Source organism: Brevibacillus fortis (assembly GCF_003013395.1).
Lineage (GTDB): Bacteria > Bacillota > Bacilli > Brevibacillales > Brevibacillaceae > Brevibacillus > Brevibacillus fortis.
The window spans coordinates 285,664-305,261 of sequence record NZ_PXZM01000023.1; the positions used below are offsets into that span (position 1 = coordinate 285,664).

Below are 19,598 nucleotides of genomic sequence, written 5' to 3' on the forward strand. Positions count from 1 at the left end.
CAAAATTCACTGTCAGTAATAGAGAGAACGCAGTACAGGAAGGGAGTGTCCAGGATGCAACAGCCACAGCTTCTTCATGAAGAAAAGGTATTCAAAGACCCTGTTCACCGCTATGTCCATGTGCGGGACAAATTCATTTGGGATTTGATCAACTCGGCAGAATTCCAACGTTTGCGCAGAGTCAGGCAACTGGGCACCAGCTTTTTTACGTTTCACGGTGGGGAGCATAGCCGCTTTAACCACTCGCTTGGCGTGTATGAACTGATGCGCAGGATTTTGGAGACGTTCGAAGGCCGTATTCAGTTGACCTATGAGGAAAAGCTGCTGTGCCTATGTGCGGCTTTGCTCCACGATGTGGGCCACGGTCCGTTTTCCCATTCGTTTGAAAAGGTGTTCAAGTACCACCACGAGGATTGGACGCGCGCCATTTTGCTCGGAGATACGCAAATCAACCGAATTCTTCGTCGTTTTGATGAGAGCTTCCCGAAGAAATTGGCAGAAGTGATTAATAAGACATATGACAATAAACTGATCGTCAGCCTGATCTCCAGCCAGCTCGATGCTGATCGGATGGATTACTTGCTGCGCGATGCCTACTATACGGGCGTCAATTACGGCAATTTTGAGATTGAGCGAATCTTGCGTGTCATGCGGCCGCAGGAGGATGGCATTGTGTTTAAGTTCAGCGGGATGCATGCCGTCGAGGACTACATCATGTCCCGCTATCAAATGTACTGGCAGGTCTATTTTCATCCCGTGACACGCAGTGCCGAAGTAATCTTGTGCAAAATTTTTCAACGGGCGAAGCTTTTGTTCTCTCAAGGCTATCCGTTCATGCAGGAGCCTGTCATGCTGCTTCCTTTCTTGCAAGAAAAGGTAGAGCTCGCTGACTATTTGGCGCTCGATGAGTCGATTATTCTTTTCTATATGCAGCTATGGCGCAGAGAGCAAGATCCGGTGTTGAAAGATTTGTGCGGCCGTTTTTTGGACAGGAATCTCTTTAAATACGTCGAATATAATCCGAGGGATTTTCGCTTGCTGTCTGAGCTCAAAGAACTATTTCAATCTGCCGGAATTGATCCGATGTATTATTTGGAGGTAGACACGACCTCCGATCTTCCGTATGATTTTTACCGTGCCGGAGAAGAAGAGGAGCGCATTCCGATTATGCTCCAAATGCCTTCAGGCGAACTGGTCGAGCTGTCACAGAAGTCAGAGATTGTACAGGCCATTAGCGGAAAGCGGCGTTTTGATTACAAGCTGTACTTTCCATTGGATAAAATCATGGCTTTGCCGGGGGATCTCTCCCGTAAGATTCGAGAACGTCTGGGAGTGATGGAGGATGCTTAATCGTCACGCCAAGATCATACGCCTGATTGAGATAGTCGGCGAAGTGAGCGGGCGAAAAAAATTGCAGAAGATGGTGTACATAGGAAAACATCTGGAGATGGATTTCGATGAGCGCTACGAGTTTCACATGTACGGCCCATATTCGGAGGAACTGACGCTCAGAGTCGATGAGCTGTGCAACATGGGGCTTCTGGATGAGCAAATGGAGAGTAAAGGTGCCATTCATATGTATCGTTATTCTTTGAACGAAACCGGTCATGATTTTCTCAAGTTTCATGAGGTTGACTTCGGTAGTGGAGAACGTGCGATTTTGCGTATGAACGAGGAGAATTCCCGTTTTCTCGAGCTGGTGTCTACGATTCTGTATTTCAACCACCTGCCGTATGAGGAAATGAAGGGCAAAATCTTTACGTTTAAGAGCAAGCAGCGCTACACTGAAGAGGAGATTCAAAAAGGTCAGGCGTTTATTGAAGAACTGCGTGCGCTGATGAAGGAAGACGGCGGCACTGCACTTGAGCAATAGGGAACATCATACGAGAACAAGCACGGCGTACGAACTTGCAAGAGTTGTGGTACGTCTTTTTTTTATCCATGTCAGCCAGTCCAATGGGGCTGGCTTTTTTTGTCTCAGATTGGAGCTGCATAATACGGGCATCGTTCTTTGACAAGTACATAGGTATGAAACATTTTGATTAGCGAAAGGGAGATGGACTTGAGTAGAATCAAGCAATGGTGGCTGTGGATCGCTCTCGGTGCTGTTATTTTTGCCGTCGGTATAAGTGCGTGGGGTACAGCCAGTGCGCATGAAGTAAGAGTGGTGTACGTCTATAGTGATAGCTGCGGATATTGTACGGAGTTTGGCCCGACCTTCGAGAGAGTCGTGAAGGCGTATCCACCGGAAATGATCCAACGACTGAATATCCATAAGCAGAAAGAGCTGGATGAAGCATCGCGCCTCGGTGCAGAGGCAACCCCCACTGTTTTTGTCGTCGAAAAAGGTAAGGTGGTCGACAAGCTGGAAGGAGCCGTTCCCGAGAATATGTTGCGAAGTTTTTTGCAAAGGAACCTAGAACAGACTCTATCTTAAAATGGATAATATAGGTAAAATATCCGGTAAAGAGGGGGTCGTTCCATGAACAAACGTGCAATGATGTCATACCTACTAGCATCTGTCCTTGCAATGGCAGGGTTTACTGGAGTTGCTGACAATCATATCGTGCAAGCTGCTGCACCAGAGAAGGATTACGCATCACATCCAGCAAAGGCAGCCATTGAATTTGGTGTACAGAAGAAATATTTATGGCTGGATAGCAAGGGGAACTTTTATCCGAATAGTCAAATGACGCAAGGGCAGTTTATCGCGAGTTTAGTAGCCATTCGCGGTTTGAAGGAGGGAGCCCCCGTACCGCAGCTCCCAGCAGGGCACTGGGCGAAGACGAGCTATGAGAAGGCGCAGAAAGCGGGGATTTTGGATAATGTGAAGATTGATCCAAACCGTTTACTGACTAAAGAAGAAACAGCATTGCTTGTTTTTAATACGTGGAAGCCATATAGAGGTGAAAAAAGCCCGAATCTAACTAATACTGGTGCGTTGGTTACTTGGGGATGGATGAAGCCAGCACCAAAAGGACAACCAAAGTTCCGCGAGGATTTACCACTACTTCGAAGTGATGCTGCTGAAATTTTGCAATTCATGTGGCAGGATAAATGGCAACTCGAGCAAGGTAGACAATATGCAGATGAATTCCATAAAAGTTTGAAAGTGGTAAATGGAAAAATTACAGGAAAAGTCCCAAAAGGGGACGGTAACTTTATGATTAGAGCAATGTTTATTACTAACGGTGATGGAAGAAATGGATTCTTAAATAATGAGTCGTTCTCAGTTCCTGTTAGTACAGTAAATTCCCTTTCTTTCGAAGTAATCAACTCAAAAGACTCAGGAATAGCAGGTGGGTATTGGTATCCCCAACTCCCTAAGCTTGACCGTGAAAATAGAACACAAAAATTCTATCGCTAGTTGAGGGTACTAATATGAATAATAAAATGTACAAGCACAGAAAAGCTTTTTTTTCTGTGCTCTCTTTCTGCCTTTTGATAGGATTGATCGGTATGCATCCACTGACTACTGAGGCTGCACCCAATTTACATGGAATCAAAATCGCGAGTATTGATTCCTACAAGCGACTTGCGCCTAAAAACGGGTTCGACACAGTTTATATCCAAACGATACCTGGAAGACTGGGGGCGTCAATAGCCCAAATAGAGGTTGATAGAAGTATTGATGGACAGAAAGTATTGTTATTTTCTGATGTAGATGAAAATGCAGATAAAGGGTGGTACTTCGTAGATAAGTCCGAAGCTTATTATTGGATCAATCGTTTTGGAGGAAACCCCAACTTTATTCTCGGTGGTTCTGCTAATGTGTACAGTAAAGAAGTTGCTAATCTAACTAATCATAGTAGTCCACCATACCAATCCTACAATCTCGCAGAATTGGCTGCCACATCAGGTGGTGCAGGCTATACAAAAGGAGACAACCTTGTCCCAGATGGAATTGGTGGATATAAATCCGTAGGACATGTACGCACAACCCCACAGCCCACCGGCAGCATCACCACCGACAAAACCAAATACAACCTCAACGAAACAGTTGAGATCCATGCAAATGCCACGGACTTTTCTTACTATGACCGCGGCATTTTTGTATGGTCTTTAAATGTGATCAACAAGACAACAGGACGTGGATACAAAAGCATCTTATCTAATCAAAAATTCAACGATCCAAGCACGGCAATTCCCAAGGTAAGCGAGACAAGCAGTCCCCCAGGCTACAAGTGGACCTATACGAATACAGCATATAAACCAACGGAACCGGGCGTCTATGAGGTGTCGCTAACAGTCACTGACCTGCATCAAAGGAGCCGCCAAGGATCAAGCAGCATAAGCGTTTCCACACCGTACACAGCACAATTCACGGTAGGCGATGTAACCCCACCGGAAAAGCCAGACCCCGAAAAGCCTGACCCAGGTCCAGCATGTTCAATTGGGTCGACAAAAACCAAACTGAACATTCAAGTCGTTGGCGATAAGGATATAAAAGACCACAATGCTGTTGCAAGCGGAGGTTCAGATATCCCTGTCGAAAAAAATGCCGAAATCACTCTTTATGCCAATAAACCAGGAAAATACACAATGAATGGCTATGACTTGAAGCCTGGAGCGGATGGGAATCGGAAGGTCGCAACAGGAAGTGTGGGTAGCTCCGGACGGGTAAAAGTCGTCTACATCAGTGATGATGGAACTGAATGCTGGGAGAAATATTTGAGAGTCGAGTCGCCAGACGGTGAAGACTCATGCCCCATCGTTACCCTGTCGGCATCTGCAGTAAGAAACGGTGAAACAATTGAGATTATGCCGTTCGACACACTTACGTTTCGAGCCAAATACAAGACCAAATCCGGTGATAGCTCGGAAGCGTTGCTCAAGTGGGACGTATCTCTTCCGAACGGAAAAATCTATACCTTGCCGGTTCAGGAAAATGACAATGGCAGATGGGGTCCCTATCCTTCCTCCAGCTTAAAGCTTCCGTACGAGAATGTTCATAACCCGTATCATTTTCAATTCGAGCGCGGAAAAACGTACAAACTGAAGCTAAACTTTGATGGGACAAAGTGGAGGGAGCGACCTGAATGCAATTGGGAAATCACGATCGTCGTAAAAGATGCTTCCTGCACAATTGCTGATCAAAAAAAGGTGGCGTTTTTGGTGCATAGCGAACCACCTCTGCCATTTTCTCCTGAAGGGGAGGGCATGAATGGATCAGCCAGCTCAGGATTTACACTGAAAGACCCCATATACATCAAGTACTTTACGGAGACTGGAGATCAATACGATACCAATCTATCGTTTTCCTCGAAGGTATCTGGTACTTGGTATTGGAAGAGCTCTAGAGGAAAAACAGCGTTAACGGACAAGCTTGCGGCGGGCGAGCAATTCAGGCTCATGTTGCCAGCAAGCGTAGATGTTGGTGATGAAATCGTACTGCTGTTCGAGTCTGAGACGGGCTGCACGGGTGAGGTACGATTCACCATTGAATCTGACCAAAAATGTTGGGATATTCTAGCGTCAGTAGAAATCGATCGAAACAACCAAAAGTGGAGTAAGGATATTCAACGTGGTGAAACAATTGAAATAGCAGCAGATGAGATTCCAGACAAGCATCGGTTTCGGATGTTTTTGTCGGATGATAGTCACTTTTCTATGAGATGGTTCGACCCAGCGACCGGCTCCTGGGAAAGAAAGCGAAACGGAAAATCACTCGATAGCTCAAACAACTCCACAAATAGTCACTGGGTGTATTTCCCCAGGGACGAAAATGATCTTCTTTTAGAAGGGCTGTACAAGGTGCAATTTTATTCAACACAGAGTGACGGATGCGATGGTCATTTTTTTGTGCAAATCGGCAAAGGCGATCCAAAACCGGATGGAGAGAATTTGCTTATTGTGAAATCGAGCTTTCAAATTGATCCGAAGAGCCCTCAAGCGGCAGGAACCGATGCGAAAATTACATTCAACGTGAAGAATGCCGGGAAATTCATGCATGATACGAAATTGGCTGTTCGCTGGGCTAGCTCAGAAAAGGAAACCAGTTTGGACGTGAATGAATTCAAGCCGGGTGAGGTACGTAAGATCACGGTTCCGACGAAGTATCCGCAAAAATCCGAGGATTTTATCGCCCATATCAACCCTGCGAAATCGATGCCGGAAAATGAGACGATCTGGACGGACAATCGTGCGACTTGGCCAGTGAAGATTGTCGGTGGCGAAGTTCCCGATCCGCCTGGTGGTGGAGGCGATTTCGATGGCGGTGAAATTGGCTTAGAGATTTATGACAGTGATCGTCGACAGCTACAAAAACTGCCGCTACATGTAGATGGCGTGTGGGAACGAGAGCCTGCTACGATTCGCGTGGTCATTGATCAGACGAAAATAAACGAAGGCTTCCAAAAAGCAGAGCAGGAGCTCAATCAGAAGATAACGGAATTCAAAGCACAATTAGAGAGCTCAGTTAGCGGGGAAAATAATAAAAACGTAATCGTCACTGCGAATCCTGGGTGGATTTCAGATGCTAAGAGTATGGCAGTATATACACCGCCGCAGCTTGATCTGAAGCTGACAGGCCCTGGGGCACCGATGCAATGGCAGGTAAGCAGTGCATCTACAGGCACAGAGGTCGTGTACACGGGAACCACTGTCCCAACGCAGACGACTTGGCGCCAAGTACTGCAATCGCAAAAGTACAAAGCGGAAATCAACGGCTTTGTCATCGTGATGGATTATCAAGTCGATTTTGAACTGTCCTACGAGAGCTGTGCTATGAACGACGAAGATGAAGAGGTGTGCGAACCACAGAACATATCCAAAACGATGGCAGGACGCTATACCATTACGGTAAAAGGGGGAGAGCGCCCCTTTGAAGTATTTGAGCCAAATGCAACAGGCGCGATTCGCCATACAGACGAGTGGGCGGCGTATCATGCCAGAGATCGGTATCCAAACAGCCAGCCCAACGATTATTACGCGGGGGAACGCATCTTGACACAAGTAGAGCTACAGGAACGACACCGCCATCCCGTGAGCAATCAGTTTCCCGTAATGACATCTGCGCGGGCGTGGATTTCAGAAACTGGTTTACGCCAAACGCCGTTACAGTCGTTGTTAGCCTTGCAACTAGCAACTCCCCAGTTCTGGAGAGGACCTTCCTATTCCGCTTCGAAGCTAGGAACTCGTGAAGTGGGCGTAGATACGCCTTTGATGGGGGATAAACAGCATGGTTTCCAAAAGGATGCGAGCTACGCAGTCTATTACTCTGTTTCCTTTCGTTTTGACGTGAACAAAGGCTTTCCATATCAAAATAAAGCTTCCGGGCAAGGGCACGAGCTAAAAGATTATCATTTACCCTTCCGTATCATTGCGAATGCTTGGGAACGACAAGGAATCCGCAACCATACGACTCAGTAAATATATTTGCACCCCCTCTCTGTCTTTTTCTACTGTAAAGAAAGAAAAAGGATGAGGGGGATTTTTGTGGGAATAATCACGCGGCGCTTGCTATGTGCACTTCTCCTATTCGCATTATGCTTGGGAAATACAGTGGAACAGGGCTGGGCAAAAGAACGGGAGATATTCATAGAGGAGGCGTGGGCCTGGATCGAAGAGGGAGAGGTGCGCTTTCAGGCACAATTATCGGGTACTCCAGATAAAGTCGAGCTGTCTGTCAATCAGGACAGCGACAGCAAAACCCGTTCTTTTCACGAGGAGTCCCAGATATCCCTCGCAGTGATGCCGATGGATGATAGTCCTATCCAGATAACTATGTTCATAGATGATTCAGAGGAGCCGTTAAGTAGCTGGGAGCTTACGTTGCCTGAACAGATAGAGCTGACTGAAGAGAAAATAAAAATCAAAAAGGCAGCTTGGGACGAAATGGCTGCCGATCAGGAAGAACTATTAGAGTTGATCGAAATAGAGATCGAAGACCAAAACGAAGCTCCGCCAGAAGAGACAGAACAAGAACAGGATACCAACGATGAAGAGCTTTCGCGGTTGGCAGAGGAATTTTATGCGCATTTTGCAGGCGAGAATAAGCCAGAAGAAGCGGAACTGCGCAGTAGAGAAGCTCGCTTTGAGGTAGAACCGAATGATACGTTGGGCAGCAAATCGGACTGGCTATTTGATGGAAAGGATAGCCATGGAAAGATTAGCAGTAAAGATGATGTTGATTTTTGGAAAATCAGAGGAACAACAAATGGGCAGATGAGTATATCCCTTAGAGATATTCGGGCAAACGAGGACTACGATTTGTATGTGTATGATGAGGAGGAGCGGGAACTTGCTCGTTCTGATCAGCCTGGAAATGAGCCTGAGTTAATCGAAGGACTCGCACTGGAAAAAGACAAATGGTACTACATCAAGGTCGTTGGAAAGCAGGGCTCGTTTTCGAAAGATTACTACTACCGTTTGCGAGCCGATTTTCATGCGGATCAAGGAGGGGGCAAGGCAGATGGATACGAGCCGAATAACACAATGGAAGAGGCCTACGAGCTTGATGCGTATAACCGAAATATCGTAGGAAATCTTCATTCAAAGACGGATGTGGATTTTTACAGCTTATCCTTTAAGCTCTCCTCTACTGTAGAGGTCTCTCTAAAGGATATCCCTACTGGAATGGATATGGACGTATTTCTGCTAGACGAGGCAGGAAAAGTAGTCGCTAGATCCGAGAAAGCGAAGAACTCAGATGAACATATTATCTTCAATGCCTATCCTGGAACTTACAAAGTCAAGGTTATGGCCAGTAAACGCTCGGGATTTACCGCGAACTCGTACAGTCTTTATATAGGTGACAGAACGATCCCGGTCATCTTAATCCCGGGAGTGGGTGGATCGCGACTCGAAGTGGAGGAGAATGGAAAGAGATCGGAAATCTGGTTGGGACTTGGCGATAGTCTCATTGGAATTAATGATCCCAAACACCGCAGGCTACTCTCCTTGGAGCCGATCAAGCCAAATAGTGTAGAAGTACAGCCAGTCGTCCGTGATGCGACGATTCACCCCGAAAAAGACGATTTTTACGCGATCGAATATCTGTCCTATGCGCCGTTTTTAAAAGAACTTACCGAACAGTATTACAGCATGGTAAAGGAACTGGAGAAAGCGGGATACAAAAAGCATCGCAGCTTATTTGCACTGCCGTACGATTGGCGATACAGCAGCACCAAAAATGCCCAACTTCTAAAAGAAGAAATCGATGCTGCCCTGAAGGCAAGCGGAGCAAATCAAGTGCATTTAGTGGCACATAGCATGGGTGGGCTCCTGGTAAAAGAAACACTCTTATCTAATGTCTCCTACCAGCGCAAAGTGAATCGTGTCGTGTATATGGGCACACCCTTCCTTGGCTCTCCACGGGCCTATCAGGCTCTTAAACACGGATACAATTTTTCGATCCCTTGGCTGGATGAGGAAACAGGGAAAGTGATTTCTTCTTATGCACCTGCCGTTTACGAGCTGTTACCCTCCAAAAAATACTTTGAAACGGTTGGCTTCCTGAAAAAGAGTAACATCCAGTACTACACCTACGATGAATTTTTAAAGGACAAAAATATTCGCCTCGACTACGCGCCGCTCGTCAGACATGGCGGCAAGATGCATGAAAAGTGGGATAACAAAACGATCAATGTTCCACAGTATTCCATCGTAGGTACAGGTCAGGTAACACTACTCGGTTACTTTTATGATTCGTTTTATAACGAATGGTCCCCGATTCTCGATCCTGGCGTTGGGGACGGTACCGTTCCGTATATGAGTGCCAATTACGCCCAAAAGGATATGAAAAAACGCTACTACGTGAAAGGCGAACACGCCAAGCTGCCGACCATACCAGAAGTCATCGAACAAGTAACGCGGCTACTACAGGGAGATGAGGAATCACAACCAGGATTGCGCAATGCCCCGGATCAAAATGCTGACTACCTGTACTACATCATTGCACAAGATGACAAAAGCTTTCCTGAAGTGGCGATACAAAAATCGGGCCAGAACTTTACGCTCGATGCCAATAAAAAAGAAGTACGGGAAGACCTGTCTATTGAATATCACGATCGCATCGTTGTCATCCATGTGCGAGATGGTGAAGACCTGCAATTCCAGCCGCCTGTAGCTGTAGAGGGAGAGGAGCCAGCGCGCTATCTGATCAAACGTTTCTCTTCAGATGATTCGGAGCGTTACAAAGAAACAGGCAGACGCTACGTGCTCGATGAGCATGGACTGGCAGAGGTAGAAGAATCTACGGATTCCCATGATGAGTAGCCATCAAAAGCAAAGGGAGTAAGACAATGGATGATAATTGGTTTGTCTGGTTCATACTCGGTCCTTTCGTATTCTCATTGATGTTTGCGGGACCTTTGATCGGTTTGCTCATCGCCGCTTTCATTCGCTTCACGCTAGGCTTTCGAGGCTGGTTGATCTTTCTGAGTGTCCTTTTTATCAGCTTCGTGTACTACCTGTTTATCGTTCCCTCTGACACGATGCTAGGTGAACTGTTAGTCATGAAAGCAGCCATGGCGGTCAACACAGCAGTCGTAACGATCCTGATCATATGGGGAGTCGAAAAAGCCATCCGATTTGTAAACAAAAAACAAAACACCCAAAAGCCCATGGATAAATAACTGGGCACATAGGAAAATTGCGTCCCTGCACGTATTTCGAGTAGAATAAAAGGAAGGAGAATGATTCTGGAGGTTATTCAAATGGATATTTTTGATAATAAAAAAGGCGGCTTTACCATCATGAGTGGAAAAACCGATGTACACGGTGGCTTTGGTCAAGGTGTACTCGACCTGAATGCTGTGTCCTCAGTCATTATCGATGGGGACGAAGCGTACATTGACATGGGTGCTTTGCATGCCAAAAGTGCAGTTGAAAAGGGCATCAAATGGACGATGAATAAAGAAGAAGTACCAAATGGAAAGCCTTATTGGCTCGTTTGGGTAACAGTCGATCGCAATGAAGCTGGTCCTTACTATGCAGGGGCAACTGCGTGCTACATGGAAATCGATCGGGAAGCTCGTCGGGGATACAAAATTTTGGCAGATCACGTGAATCGCATGGATTACTCTATGAAGAGACGTATTATGCTTTCTGATTTGTCCGAGAAGGAAAAAGCCGCTCTGAAAAAGCTTTTGATTGATAATAACGCGGACATGTTTGAGAACTCCACTGAGGAATTAAAGCAAAATTTGTCCTAAAGTTGGAAATCGTGAACGGTCTGTGAACAAATCGTGAAATCAATTGTTCACACAATTGAAGTCAGGTAAACTTATTTCCATATCTGTGTACATGTACACTAGGTCAACAAACAGGGAGAGAGCCGTCACTCTTTCCCTGTTTGTGTATATATTTTCTTTTATTGATCATAGTTTTTGGGATATCGCGGAACACTAATGAGGATTGAACCAAACTGTTTGACGGAAGGGGCGGTACCCATTGGGAGAAGATCTCCGTGGTAATGAACAATCGCATGATCATTTTGTGAAGCACGGTGGCGTCCATTTCCGCACACACGTGACTCCGACCGAGATAAACAACTTTGTACGCAAGCTCCCTGCTGGAAAAAGGGACAGCTTGTTTGAAGTATTGGAACAGCTTGATAATGCCGGTCTGATTACGATCGTCAACGACCATGTTTTTGCCGATGGAGATGGAGTCGTGGGCGGCGGGGACAATCAGAGCACGCAAGGTTAATAGGTATACGAAAAAGGACGTACTCTCGCTTAGGAGAAACGTCCTTTTTTCTTTACTGATTGGGTTTCCACCAACTGCCCATGCGCTGCCAGAAGGTTGAAGAATCTGGCGGCTTCAAAGGTGTCGGTGTCTCATTCGTCGGGATGTGATCCGTGCAGTAATCTTGTGGCTCTGTGCCACTGGCGAAATAAAAGAGCTGTGGATTCGGACAATGCTCAGTCGCCAATTTTCCAGAAGCGGGATCAATATAGACAGAAACAACACCAGCTGGCATGTCAAAGAGTGCTGGAGGCTGACCTTTGAGCGCACTTTCCATGAACTGGGCCCAGATTTTTTTGGACAGATAGCCTTCCTTTACATCATCGACCTTTTGATTTTTGTCGTAACCTACCCATACGGTCGAAACCAGCTGCGGAGTGAATCCACTCAGCCAAGCGTCATAGTCCGTTGATCCTGTTTTCCCTGCTACAGGTCTGTTCATTTCACCTGCAACGCGATATCCCGTGCCGCCTTGTTCGAATACGCTTTGCATCATATTCACGAGAAGAGCAGACGCGACAGGATCAGCTACCTGTGTTTTCTCTGGTTTTTCTTCGGCTAAAATATTGCCCTCGCTGTCCTCGATAGAGGTAATGGCAATGGGCTTCACTGCTTGTCCCTTGTTCACGATTGTTGCATAAGCTGCGTTTAACTCGAGGGGAGAAACAGGTGAAGTTCCCAGTGCCAGAGAGGGAACTGCTTGCATCGAGCTGGAAATACCTAATTGCTTTGCCTGATCAACCACTTTTTGCGGCCCGAGAAAATCAATGGTCTTGACGGCATAAATGTTGTCGGAGGTTTTGATCGCTTCGCGCATGTTGATCATGGCGTTTGGATATTTTCCACCAAAATTGCCGGGAATGTACTGCTTATTGTTATCGTACGTAAAAACAGTCGGTTCGCTTTTCATCAAAGTGAGTGGTATATAGCCGTTTTGCAAGGCGGACAAATACATGATCGGCTTGAAAGAGGAACCGGGCTGCCGCTTGCCAAGCACGCGGTTGAACTGGCTCACCTTGTAGTCGCGTCCTCCTACCATCGCTTTAATATAGCCGGTAGCAGGGTCCATGGCGACGAGGGCTACCTGCAAATTCGGATTCTTCTTCGGCAAGACGGAGGCAACAATATCCTCGGCCTTTTTTTGTATGACTGGATCAAGAGTCGTGTGGATTTTCAGACCGCCATGAATAAATTTTTCTTCTTCAATCCCATATTTGTTTTTTACCAAATTGGCGATGTAATCGCGGAAATACGGAGCTGGCTCGGTTACATTCTCGTTTGTTCGCTGTTTCAGCTTGATTGGTTCCGCGTAGGCTTGCTCTACTTCCTTCGATGATAGTAGGTTGTCGCGCTCCATGGCATTCAAAATGAGCTTTTGTCTGGCTTTGGCGCGTTCCACATCGACAAATGGTGAATAATAAGTAGGACCCTTAGGGATGCCTGCAAGCATGGCGCTTTCTGCAACGGTCAAATCTTTGGCGTCCTTGCCGAAATAGGTTTGGGCAGCAGCTTGTATGCCATAGGCTGAATGACCGTAATAAATCTGATTGACGTACATCTCTAATATTTCATCCTTGCTGTAATTCAGTTCAAGCTGAATCGCAAGCAAGGCTTCTTTGATTTTTCGCTCCCACGTCTTGTCCAAACTGAGGTACAGATTTCTTGCCAATTGTTGGGTAATGGTGCTAGCACCCTGACGCATGTCCATGTTAATGACATCGACATAAGCGGCCATGGCCAATCGCTTCCAATCGAAGCCGAAATGCTCGCGGAACGAACGATCCTCGATCGCGATGGTCGCATCAAGCAATGCTGGTGAAATCTCTGCAAGTGGCACAGAAATCCGGTTCTCGCCACGGTGCATCGTATCCAAAACCTCTCCATTGGAAGCGTAGATCGTCGTGGTTTGCTTCACGAACGTTTCCGGGAGTGGTTGTGAGCGTAAGTACAAAATGAGTAGCAAGATAGCAAAAGAGAAACATAATAGGCTGAGAATGACAAATTTTACGAATTTCTTAGCCCAACGTAAATAGCGCAGCAATGGGGCTTCGCGAATGACTTCCATGTGTGCCTCTCCTCCTTTCTGCGGTTGAATCAATAAAATAGGACATACTACGTTACTAGTAGTATGTGTCGCTTGCAAGCTGGTTAAACTTTCCTCGTCAGAAAAATATCTTGCAATTTGGAAGACAGCTACTATAATTTTCTTGTTATATTGTATTTTCATGCGGTTAATTGAAGGAGGTTACATAGCCATGAACATGGAATTGTGGTACACCGAAAAACAGACGGAAAATCACGGGATAACAACGAAAATTACAGAAACCCTATACAGTGAGAAATCCGAGTTTCAACAAATCGACGTAATTAATACGAAGCAGTTTGGTCGCATGTTAGTGCTCGACGGCATGGTTATGACTACCGATGTCGATGAGTTTGTCTACCATGAAATGATTTCTCATATCGCGTTGAATACGCATCCAAACCCGAAAAAGGTTCTGGTTGTAGGCGGCGGCGATGGCGGTGCTATTCGTGAAATCGTAAAGCACGCGTCTGTAGAAAAAGCAGTTCTGGCTGAAATCGACGGTGGCGTCATTGAATCTTGCAAAAAATATTTCCCTGAGATTGCGAGTGCATTGACAGGCAATCCGCGTGTAGATGTACAAGTTATCGATGGTATTAAACATATCCATGACCACAAAGGTGAGTACGATGTGATCATGGTAGACTCTACAGAGCCAGTAGGACCTGCTGTAGGTCTGTTCGAAAAAGGTTTCTACCAAGGCATTCACGATGCTTTGAAACCAGACGGTATCATGGTTGCTCAAACGGAATCTCCTTGGTTCAACCGTGAACTGATCAAGCGCGTGTTCAAAGACCTGAAATCGATTTTCCCGGTTACTCGTCTCTACACTTGCAGCATCCCTACTTATCCATCCGGACTGTGGAGCTTCACTATTGCTTCCAAGCAACATGATCCGTTGGAAGTAGATCCAGCGAAAATCAAAGATTTGGGCACCAAATACTACAATGCGGAAGTTCACCAGGCTGCTTTCAAACTGCCTAACTTTGTGGCTGAGCTGACCCGCGACTAGTCGGAGGAGAACAACATCTATGCGTTTTGACGAAGCATACTCTGGAAATGTCTTTATCCGTAGTCACGGGAATTATGAAGAAAGCCAAGCGGTTATTTACGGTATGCCAATGGACTGGACAGTGAGCTTCCGTCCGGGCTCTCGTTTTGGCCCTTCCCGTATTCGTGAGGTATCCATCGGTCTGGAAGAGTACAGCCCGTACTTGGACAGGCTGTTGGAAGACATCAAATACTTTGATGCTGGCGATATTCCACTTCCTTTTGGAAACGTGGAAGGAAGCCTGGATGCGATCCGTACATTCGTGGCAAAAGTATTGGCTGATGGCAAGTTCCCATTGGGTATGGGCGGGGAGCACTTGGTTTCCTGGCCAGTATTCCAAGCTGTTTATGAAAAGTACAAAGACATGGTCGTGTTCCACTTTGACGCGCATACAGACCTGCGTGACAACTACGAGGGATACGAATACTCCCACTCCACCCCGATCAAAAAGGTATGCAACCTGATCGGCGGCAAAAATGTTTACTCTTTCGGTATCCGCAGCGGGATGAAAGACGAATTTGAGTGGGCAAAAGAAAACATGCATTTGTACAAATACGATGTACTGGAGCCAGTGAAGCAAGTGCTGCCTACTATCGGCAACCGTCCGATCTACCTGTCGATTGACATCGATGTATTGGACCCTGCGCACGCTCCAGGAACAGGTACAACAGAAGCAGGCGGCATCACGTCTCGTGAGCTGCTCGATACCATTCACTTCATGGCTAACAACGGTGCGAATGTCATCGGTTGTGACCTGGTGGAGGTTGCTCCTGTGTATGACCACAGTGAAATGACGCAAATCGCGGCATCTAAAATTGTTCGTGAGCTGCTCTTGAGCTTTGTAAAATAAGTGTACTTCTTTTGAATAAGCCTCCGGTTTTGTATTAGAACCGGGGGCTTTTCATTTTAGGCGGAGACGTTCCTTTATAATTAATAAACATTATAGTTTACAAAGTATAAAATAGTCAGTACAATCATAATAGTGAAATGATTCTTAGTGACGGAGGAAGAAGGAGTTGTTTTTATGAGAGAAGTATTTGCCTACGCTCCATTTCGAAAACTGTTTTTTTCTAATCTTTTCTCCGGTTTTGGGCAAGGCATGACGATGATCGGGATTGCCTGGTTCCTCGTGGAAACGACAGGCTCGGCTCAGTTGCTAGGCTCCACCATGTTTACTTCAGCGGTACTGATGTTTTTCATCGGTCCGTATATTGGTACACTCATCGATCGTTATTCCCGCAAAAAAATGCTGCTGGTAGAAAACTTGATCGGATTTGGCGTACTTGGCATGCTTGCGATCTGGGGCTTTTTCGGAGAGTACACCGAGTGGATGCTGATCGTTATCTATTTGACGACGACCTTTATGTACCAGATTCATTATCCGACACAGTCCGCACTGGTTCAGGAGACGTTCGAGCCCAAGCATTACAACAGCATCAACAGTCTGCTCGAAATCGAAGGACAGACGGCATCCGTTCTTGCTGGCGCGTTTGCGGGAATTTTACTTAGCTCCTACGGGCTGCATGTGGTCATTATTTTTAATGCTATTACGTACTTGTTCGCCTTTACCTTGCTGTCTACCATGACGTATACATTCACGCTGGAAAAAGAAGCGAAGCAAAATCAGGGTGTCGCCTGGACGGAGCAGCTGATGGAAAGCTGGCGGTACATTCGGCAAAAGAAAGGCTTCCTCCTGTTTGGCATATCGGCACTCATGCCCTTCATTGCTGTTATGGCGACGAACTTATTGAAGCCTGTTTACATAAGTCAAACGTTGCAGGCAGGTGTCTCGGTTTATTCACTAGGAGAGGTCACGTATGCACTGGGTGCGGTAGCGGCAGGTTTACTCGTTGCTGTCGTCGTTCGCAAGATGGGACAACTGGCAGCCATGATCGGCAATACGTTGTTGTTCGCGATTGCCATTGTCGTCATGATTGCTTTGCCGTATGGCTGGGCGCTGATTGCGGCGTACACGTTTTACGGGTGGAGTAACGCTTCTGTCCGCTTGATTCGGCAATCGCTCTATATGACAGTTGTGCCGAAGAATCAGATGGGGCGGGTGATGAGCTTTTTCAACTCAATCGGCATGATGATGCGTTTGGTTCTTATCGGTATGTTTACGGCTATGATCGATTATACGGGGGCAGGAGTCGGGTACTTAGTGTTGGCAGGTCTGCTGTTGCTTGCGGCGATCGGAATTGCCGCTACCATGAGATACTTGCTGGCGGATGCCAAAGCAGAGGCGGCGGTTGCCACACAAGAGTGATGAAGGGTAGAATGTAGGGATAAATGGGAAGCGAAAGAAAGTGGAGTGTGGAAGCAGCATGCAAGACATACAAGTGAAATTGACGGCACGGCATCATGTCGAAGGCAACTGGGAAGAAACGACCCACAGCTATGAGGGTAAGCGAGTGCAAAAAGCATCCGCCTGGTACTTGACCTACAAAGAGCAGATGGAAGGCGCAGGCGAAGTAAGCACGACTCTGAAGCTGACAGATACGTCCATTACGCTGGTTCGTCAGGGCGGTGTTTCAACCAGACAGCAATTCGAAAAAGGAGCTAGCACCCATTCTACCTATCAAAGTCCCTATGGCCCGTTTGCGATGGAGACGCATACGAACAAGCTGCGAATCCGCTACGAGGAAGAGGTGCCTATACAGGTAGAAATCGCGTACCAGCTATGGATGAATGAGCAGTACGCTGGTGAGCATGAGCTGAAAATAGAGCTAGGAAAATAAGCCGCCCTTTGCAAGGGCGGTTTTTTGCACGTACAATAGGAGTACTTGCGGCTGGATGTGAAAGGGGGATACAGCATGTTTGTACTTGTAAATGGACTATTAGCCGGTCTGGGTCTTGCTGCTTTTTTGGCGCTCGGAGATGGATTGTTTGATACCAATACCTTTCCCGTTTTAATTGATGTCAGCTATGTACCGGGCATGGAAAACCTGCCCTCTATTGTAGAGCTTTTGATTCACTTGCTGCTCAGTGTGATCGTAGCCTTTTTTCTCATGCATTTTTATCCGCGGGAACGAAAAGCCCAATCGGTACGATACTTGCTGTACTGGATGCTCGGTTTCTCTGTCGCGTTTTTCCCATTTAGCCTGTTGAGTCAATCTGCGATGAGTTTGACAGCGTTTCTCATCTGGGTATTGGGACATTTACTGTATACCGGAATGCTTGCTATTCAGGTAGGGCGTAATCGATAATATCGTAAAAGTGCCGAATATTCGGCGAAGTGATGATTTTTTGGCAGCATGTGGAAGGAAGGAGTGAAAGCCAGGATGCCGTTGTCAGATACGGTAGAAATGTTGCAGGCGATCTTGGGTGCCATCGATGAAGGAATTCACGTTGTGGACGCAAATGGAATTACCATTTTTTACAATCACGTCGCAGCCAAGCTCGATGGGCTGACCTCAGAAGAGGTATTGGGGAAGCCGTTATTGGAGGTTTTTCCTTCACTTGATCGACAGTCGAGTACCCTGCTTCGTGTCATCGATAGTGGCGAATCAATCTACAACCAGACACAGACATATAAGAACTGGAAGGGAATGCGAGTAGAGACAATCAACACGACACTTCCGGTGAGGGTAGGCAAACGGTTAGTCGGTGCAGTCGAGGTGGCGAAGGATATCGGCAAGCTAAAAGAACTGTCGGAGCGCTTGGTCGATCTTCAGGCCAAGATTAGCAAGCCGAAACGAACAAAACGCACGGTAGATGAGACGACTTTCCATTTCGAAGACATTTTGACGATGAGTGAAAAAATGAAGCGCCTCAAAGAACGTGCTCGAAAAGCTGCTCGGACAACCTCTCCCGTGTTGATATATGGCGAGACTGGGACGGGAAAAGAACTGTTTGTCCAATCTATCCATCAGGCTTCCGTACGCAGCAATAAGCCATTCATCGCGCAAAACTGTGCCGCGCTGCCGGCTACGCTGCTCGAAAGCTTGCTCTTTGGCACGACAAAAGGAAGCTTCACGGGAGCCGATGATCGACCAGGGTTATTCGAGCTGGCGGACGGCGGTACTTTATTTCTAGATGAACTGAACAGTATGCAGCTCGATTTGCAGGCAAAGCTGTTGCGAGTCCTCCAGGACGGTCAGATCAGACGAATCGGCGGGAGCCAATCGACTAAAGTGGACGTACGGGTAATTGCCGCAGTCAACGAAGCACCACAGTCACTCGTGGAGCGGGGAGTCATGCGAACCGACCTGTACTACCGGATCAACGTCGTCTCTTTTGAATTGCCGCCATTGCGCGAGCGCAGAGAAGATGTAGATATGCTGATCGATCATTTCTTGCAAAAGTTCAATCGGATTTTCGAGATGAATGTGCGTGGAATCAGCAGTGAAGTAGCGCGTTTGTTTGCTGCGTATGATTGGCCGGGCAACGTACGTGAACTGGAGCATGTCATAGAAGCAGCCATGAATATGGTGGAGTCTGACATCATTTTGCTAGATCATCTTCCAGCTCATTTGCTGGAACGCTCGCAGTCAGAGAAAAAAGAAGCGCCTATTTCGGCGCAACTCCTGTCAAAGGAAGGCTGTACGCTGCCCGATATTTTGCGTGAGGTGGAGGAAAAGGTGATCAAAGATGCGATGCAGCAAACGGACGGTAATGTCCTTCGTGCCGCCAAGCTCTTGGGAATCCCAAGACAAACACTGCAATACAAGCTCTCGCAACGGATGATCCCTCCCTGTTGAGTGCCGAAAATTCGGCAGACTCACATAGGCACAAGTCAGGATGGAGCGCTCACAAAACGCTCTATTCCTTATT

At 46.7% G+C, this 19,598-nt stretch carries 16 protein-coding genes; 15 read left to right on the forward strand and 1 reads right to left on the reverse strand.

Going from position 1 to position 19,598, the window contains the following annotated elements; translation table 11 throughout:
- Nucleotides 1–54 precede the first annotated feature (54 nt).
- The 9 genes from C7R93_RS15555 (at nt 55) to C7R93_RS15595 (ending at nt 11,652) form a co-directional block, all read left to right on the forward strand.
- Nucleotides 55–1,350 (forward strand): HD domain-containing protein, encoded by a 1,296-nt coding sequence (locus tag C7R93_RS15555; RefSeq protein WP_106839665.1) that lies wholly within the window; start codon nt 55–57, stop codon nt 1,348–1,350.
- Nucleotides 1,343–1,873, forward strand: a complete 531-nt coding sequence (locus C7R93_RS15560) for a YwgA family protein (RefSeq protein WP_106839666.1) — start codon at nt 1,343–1,345, stop codon at nt 1,871–1,873. Before C7R93_RS15555 ends, C7R93_RS15560 begins: the two co-directional genes overlap by 8 nt.
- A gap of 183 nt (nt 1,874–2,056) precedes the next feature.
- Entirely contained in the window at nt 2,057–2,437 is a 381-nt protein-coding gene (locus tag C7R93_RS15565; RefSeq protein WP_106839752.1) for a thioredoxin family protein, read from the forward strand.
- A gap of 45 nt (nt 2,438–2,482) precedes the next feature.
- The gene (locus C7R93_RS15570; RefSeq protein ID WP_106839667.1) at nt 2,483–3,367 is read left to right on the forward strand and encodes an S-layer homology domain-containing protein; all 885 of its coding nucleotides are present in this window, start codon (nt 2,483–2,485) and stop codon (nt 3,365–3,367) included.
- A 92-nt stretch (nt 3,368–3,459) separates the two neighbouring features.
- Complete coding sequence (locus C7R93_RS15575; RefSeq protein WP_244191556.1) at nt 3,460–7,371, forward strand: ABC transporter permease; 3,912 nt, start codon at nt 3,460–3,462, stop codon at nt 7,369–7,371.
- Nucleotides 7,372–7,437: 66 nt separating this feature from the next.
- Nucleotides 7,438–10,218, forward strand: a complete 2,781-nt coding sequence (locus tag C7R93_RS15580) for a lipase/acyltransferase domain-containing protein (RefSeq protein WP_106839669.1) — start codon at nt 7,438–7,440, stop codon at nt 10,216–10,218.
- Between the two features lie 26 nt (nt 10,219–10,244).
- The gene (locus C7R93_RS15585; protein WP_106839670.1) at nt 10,245–10,577 is read left to right on the forward strand and encodes a hypothetical protein; all 333 of its coding nucleotides are present in this window, start codon (nt 10,245–10,247) and stop codon (nt 10,575–10,577) included.
- A gap of 81 nt (nt 10,578–10,658) precedes the next feature.
- Nucleotides 10,659–11,156 carry a YwhD family protein gene (locus tag C7R93_RS15590; RefSeq protein ID WP_106839671.1) on the forward strand — a complete coding sequence of 166 codons (498 nt, stop codon included), beginning with the start codon at nt 10,659–10,661 and terminating at the stop codon, nt 11,154–11,156.
- A 238-nt stretch (nt 11,157–11,394) separates the two neighbouring features.
- Nucleotides 11,395–11,652: a hypothetical protein gene (locus C7R93_RS15595; protein WP_106839672.1), complete on the forward strand. Its 258-nt coding sequence runs from the start codon at nt 11,395–11,397 to the stop codon at nt 11,650–11,652.
- Between the two features lie 52 nt (nt 11,653–11,704).
- Here C7R93_RS15595 and C7R93_RS15600 read toward each other — a convergent pair whose 3' ends face one another.
- Nucleotides 11,705–13,756 carry a transglycosylase domain-containing protein gene (locus C7R93_RS15600; RefSeq protein ID WP_106839673.1) on the reverse strand — a complete coding sequence of 684 codons (2,052 nt, stop codon included), beginning with the start codon at nt 13,754–13,756 and terminating at the stop codon, nt 11,705–11,707.
- A gap of 196 nt (nt 13,757–13,952) precedes the next feature.
- Here C7R93_RS15600 and speE point away from each other — a divergent pair, with 196 nt between their 5' ends.
- The 6 genes from speE to C7R93_RS15630 all read left to right on the forward strand — a co-directional run bounded on the left by speE (nt 13,953) and on the right by C7R93_RS15630 (nt 19,525).
- The gene (gene speE / locus C7R93_RS15605) at nt 13,953–14,786 is read left to right on the forward strand and encodes a polyamine aminopropyltransferase (RefSeq protein WP_039960982.1); all 834 of its coding nucleotides are present in this window, start codon (nt 13,953–13,955) and stop codon (nt 14,784–14,786) included.
- A 19-nt stretch (nt 14,787–14,805) separates the two neighbouring features.
- The gene (gene speB / locus C7R93_RS15610) at nt 14,806–15,675 is read left to right on the forward strand and encodes an agmatinase (protein ID WP_106839674.1); all 870 of its coding nucleotides are present in this window, start codon (nt 14,806–14,808) and stop codon (nt 15,673–15,675) included.
- 174 nt (nt 15,676–15,849) lie between these two features.
- Entirely contained in the window at nt 15,850–17,091 is a 1,242-nt protein-coding gene (locus C7R93_RS15615; protein WP_106839675.1) for an MFS transporter, read from the forward strand.
- A 58-nt stretch (nt 17,092–17,149) separates the two neighbouring features.
- Entirely contained in the window at nt 17,150–17,563 is a 414-nt protein-coding gene (locus C7R93_RS15620; RefSeq protein WP_106839676.1) for a YwiB family protein, read from the forward strand.
- A gap of 75 nt (nt 17,564–17,638) precedes the next feature.
- Complete coding sequence (locus C7R93_RS15625) at nt 17,639–18,031, forward strand: hypothetical protein (RefSeq protein ID WP_106839677.1); 393 nt, start codon at nt 17,639–17,641, stop codon at nt 18,029–18,031.
- Between the two features lie 75 nt (nt 18,032–18,106).
- Complete coding sequence (locus C7R93_RS15630) at nt 18,107–19,525, forward strand: sigma-54 interaction domain-containing protein (protein WP_106839678.1); 1,419 nt, start codon at nt 18,107–18,109, stop codon at nt 19,523–19,525.
- Nucleotides 19,526–19,598: the final 73 nt, after the last annotated feature.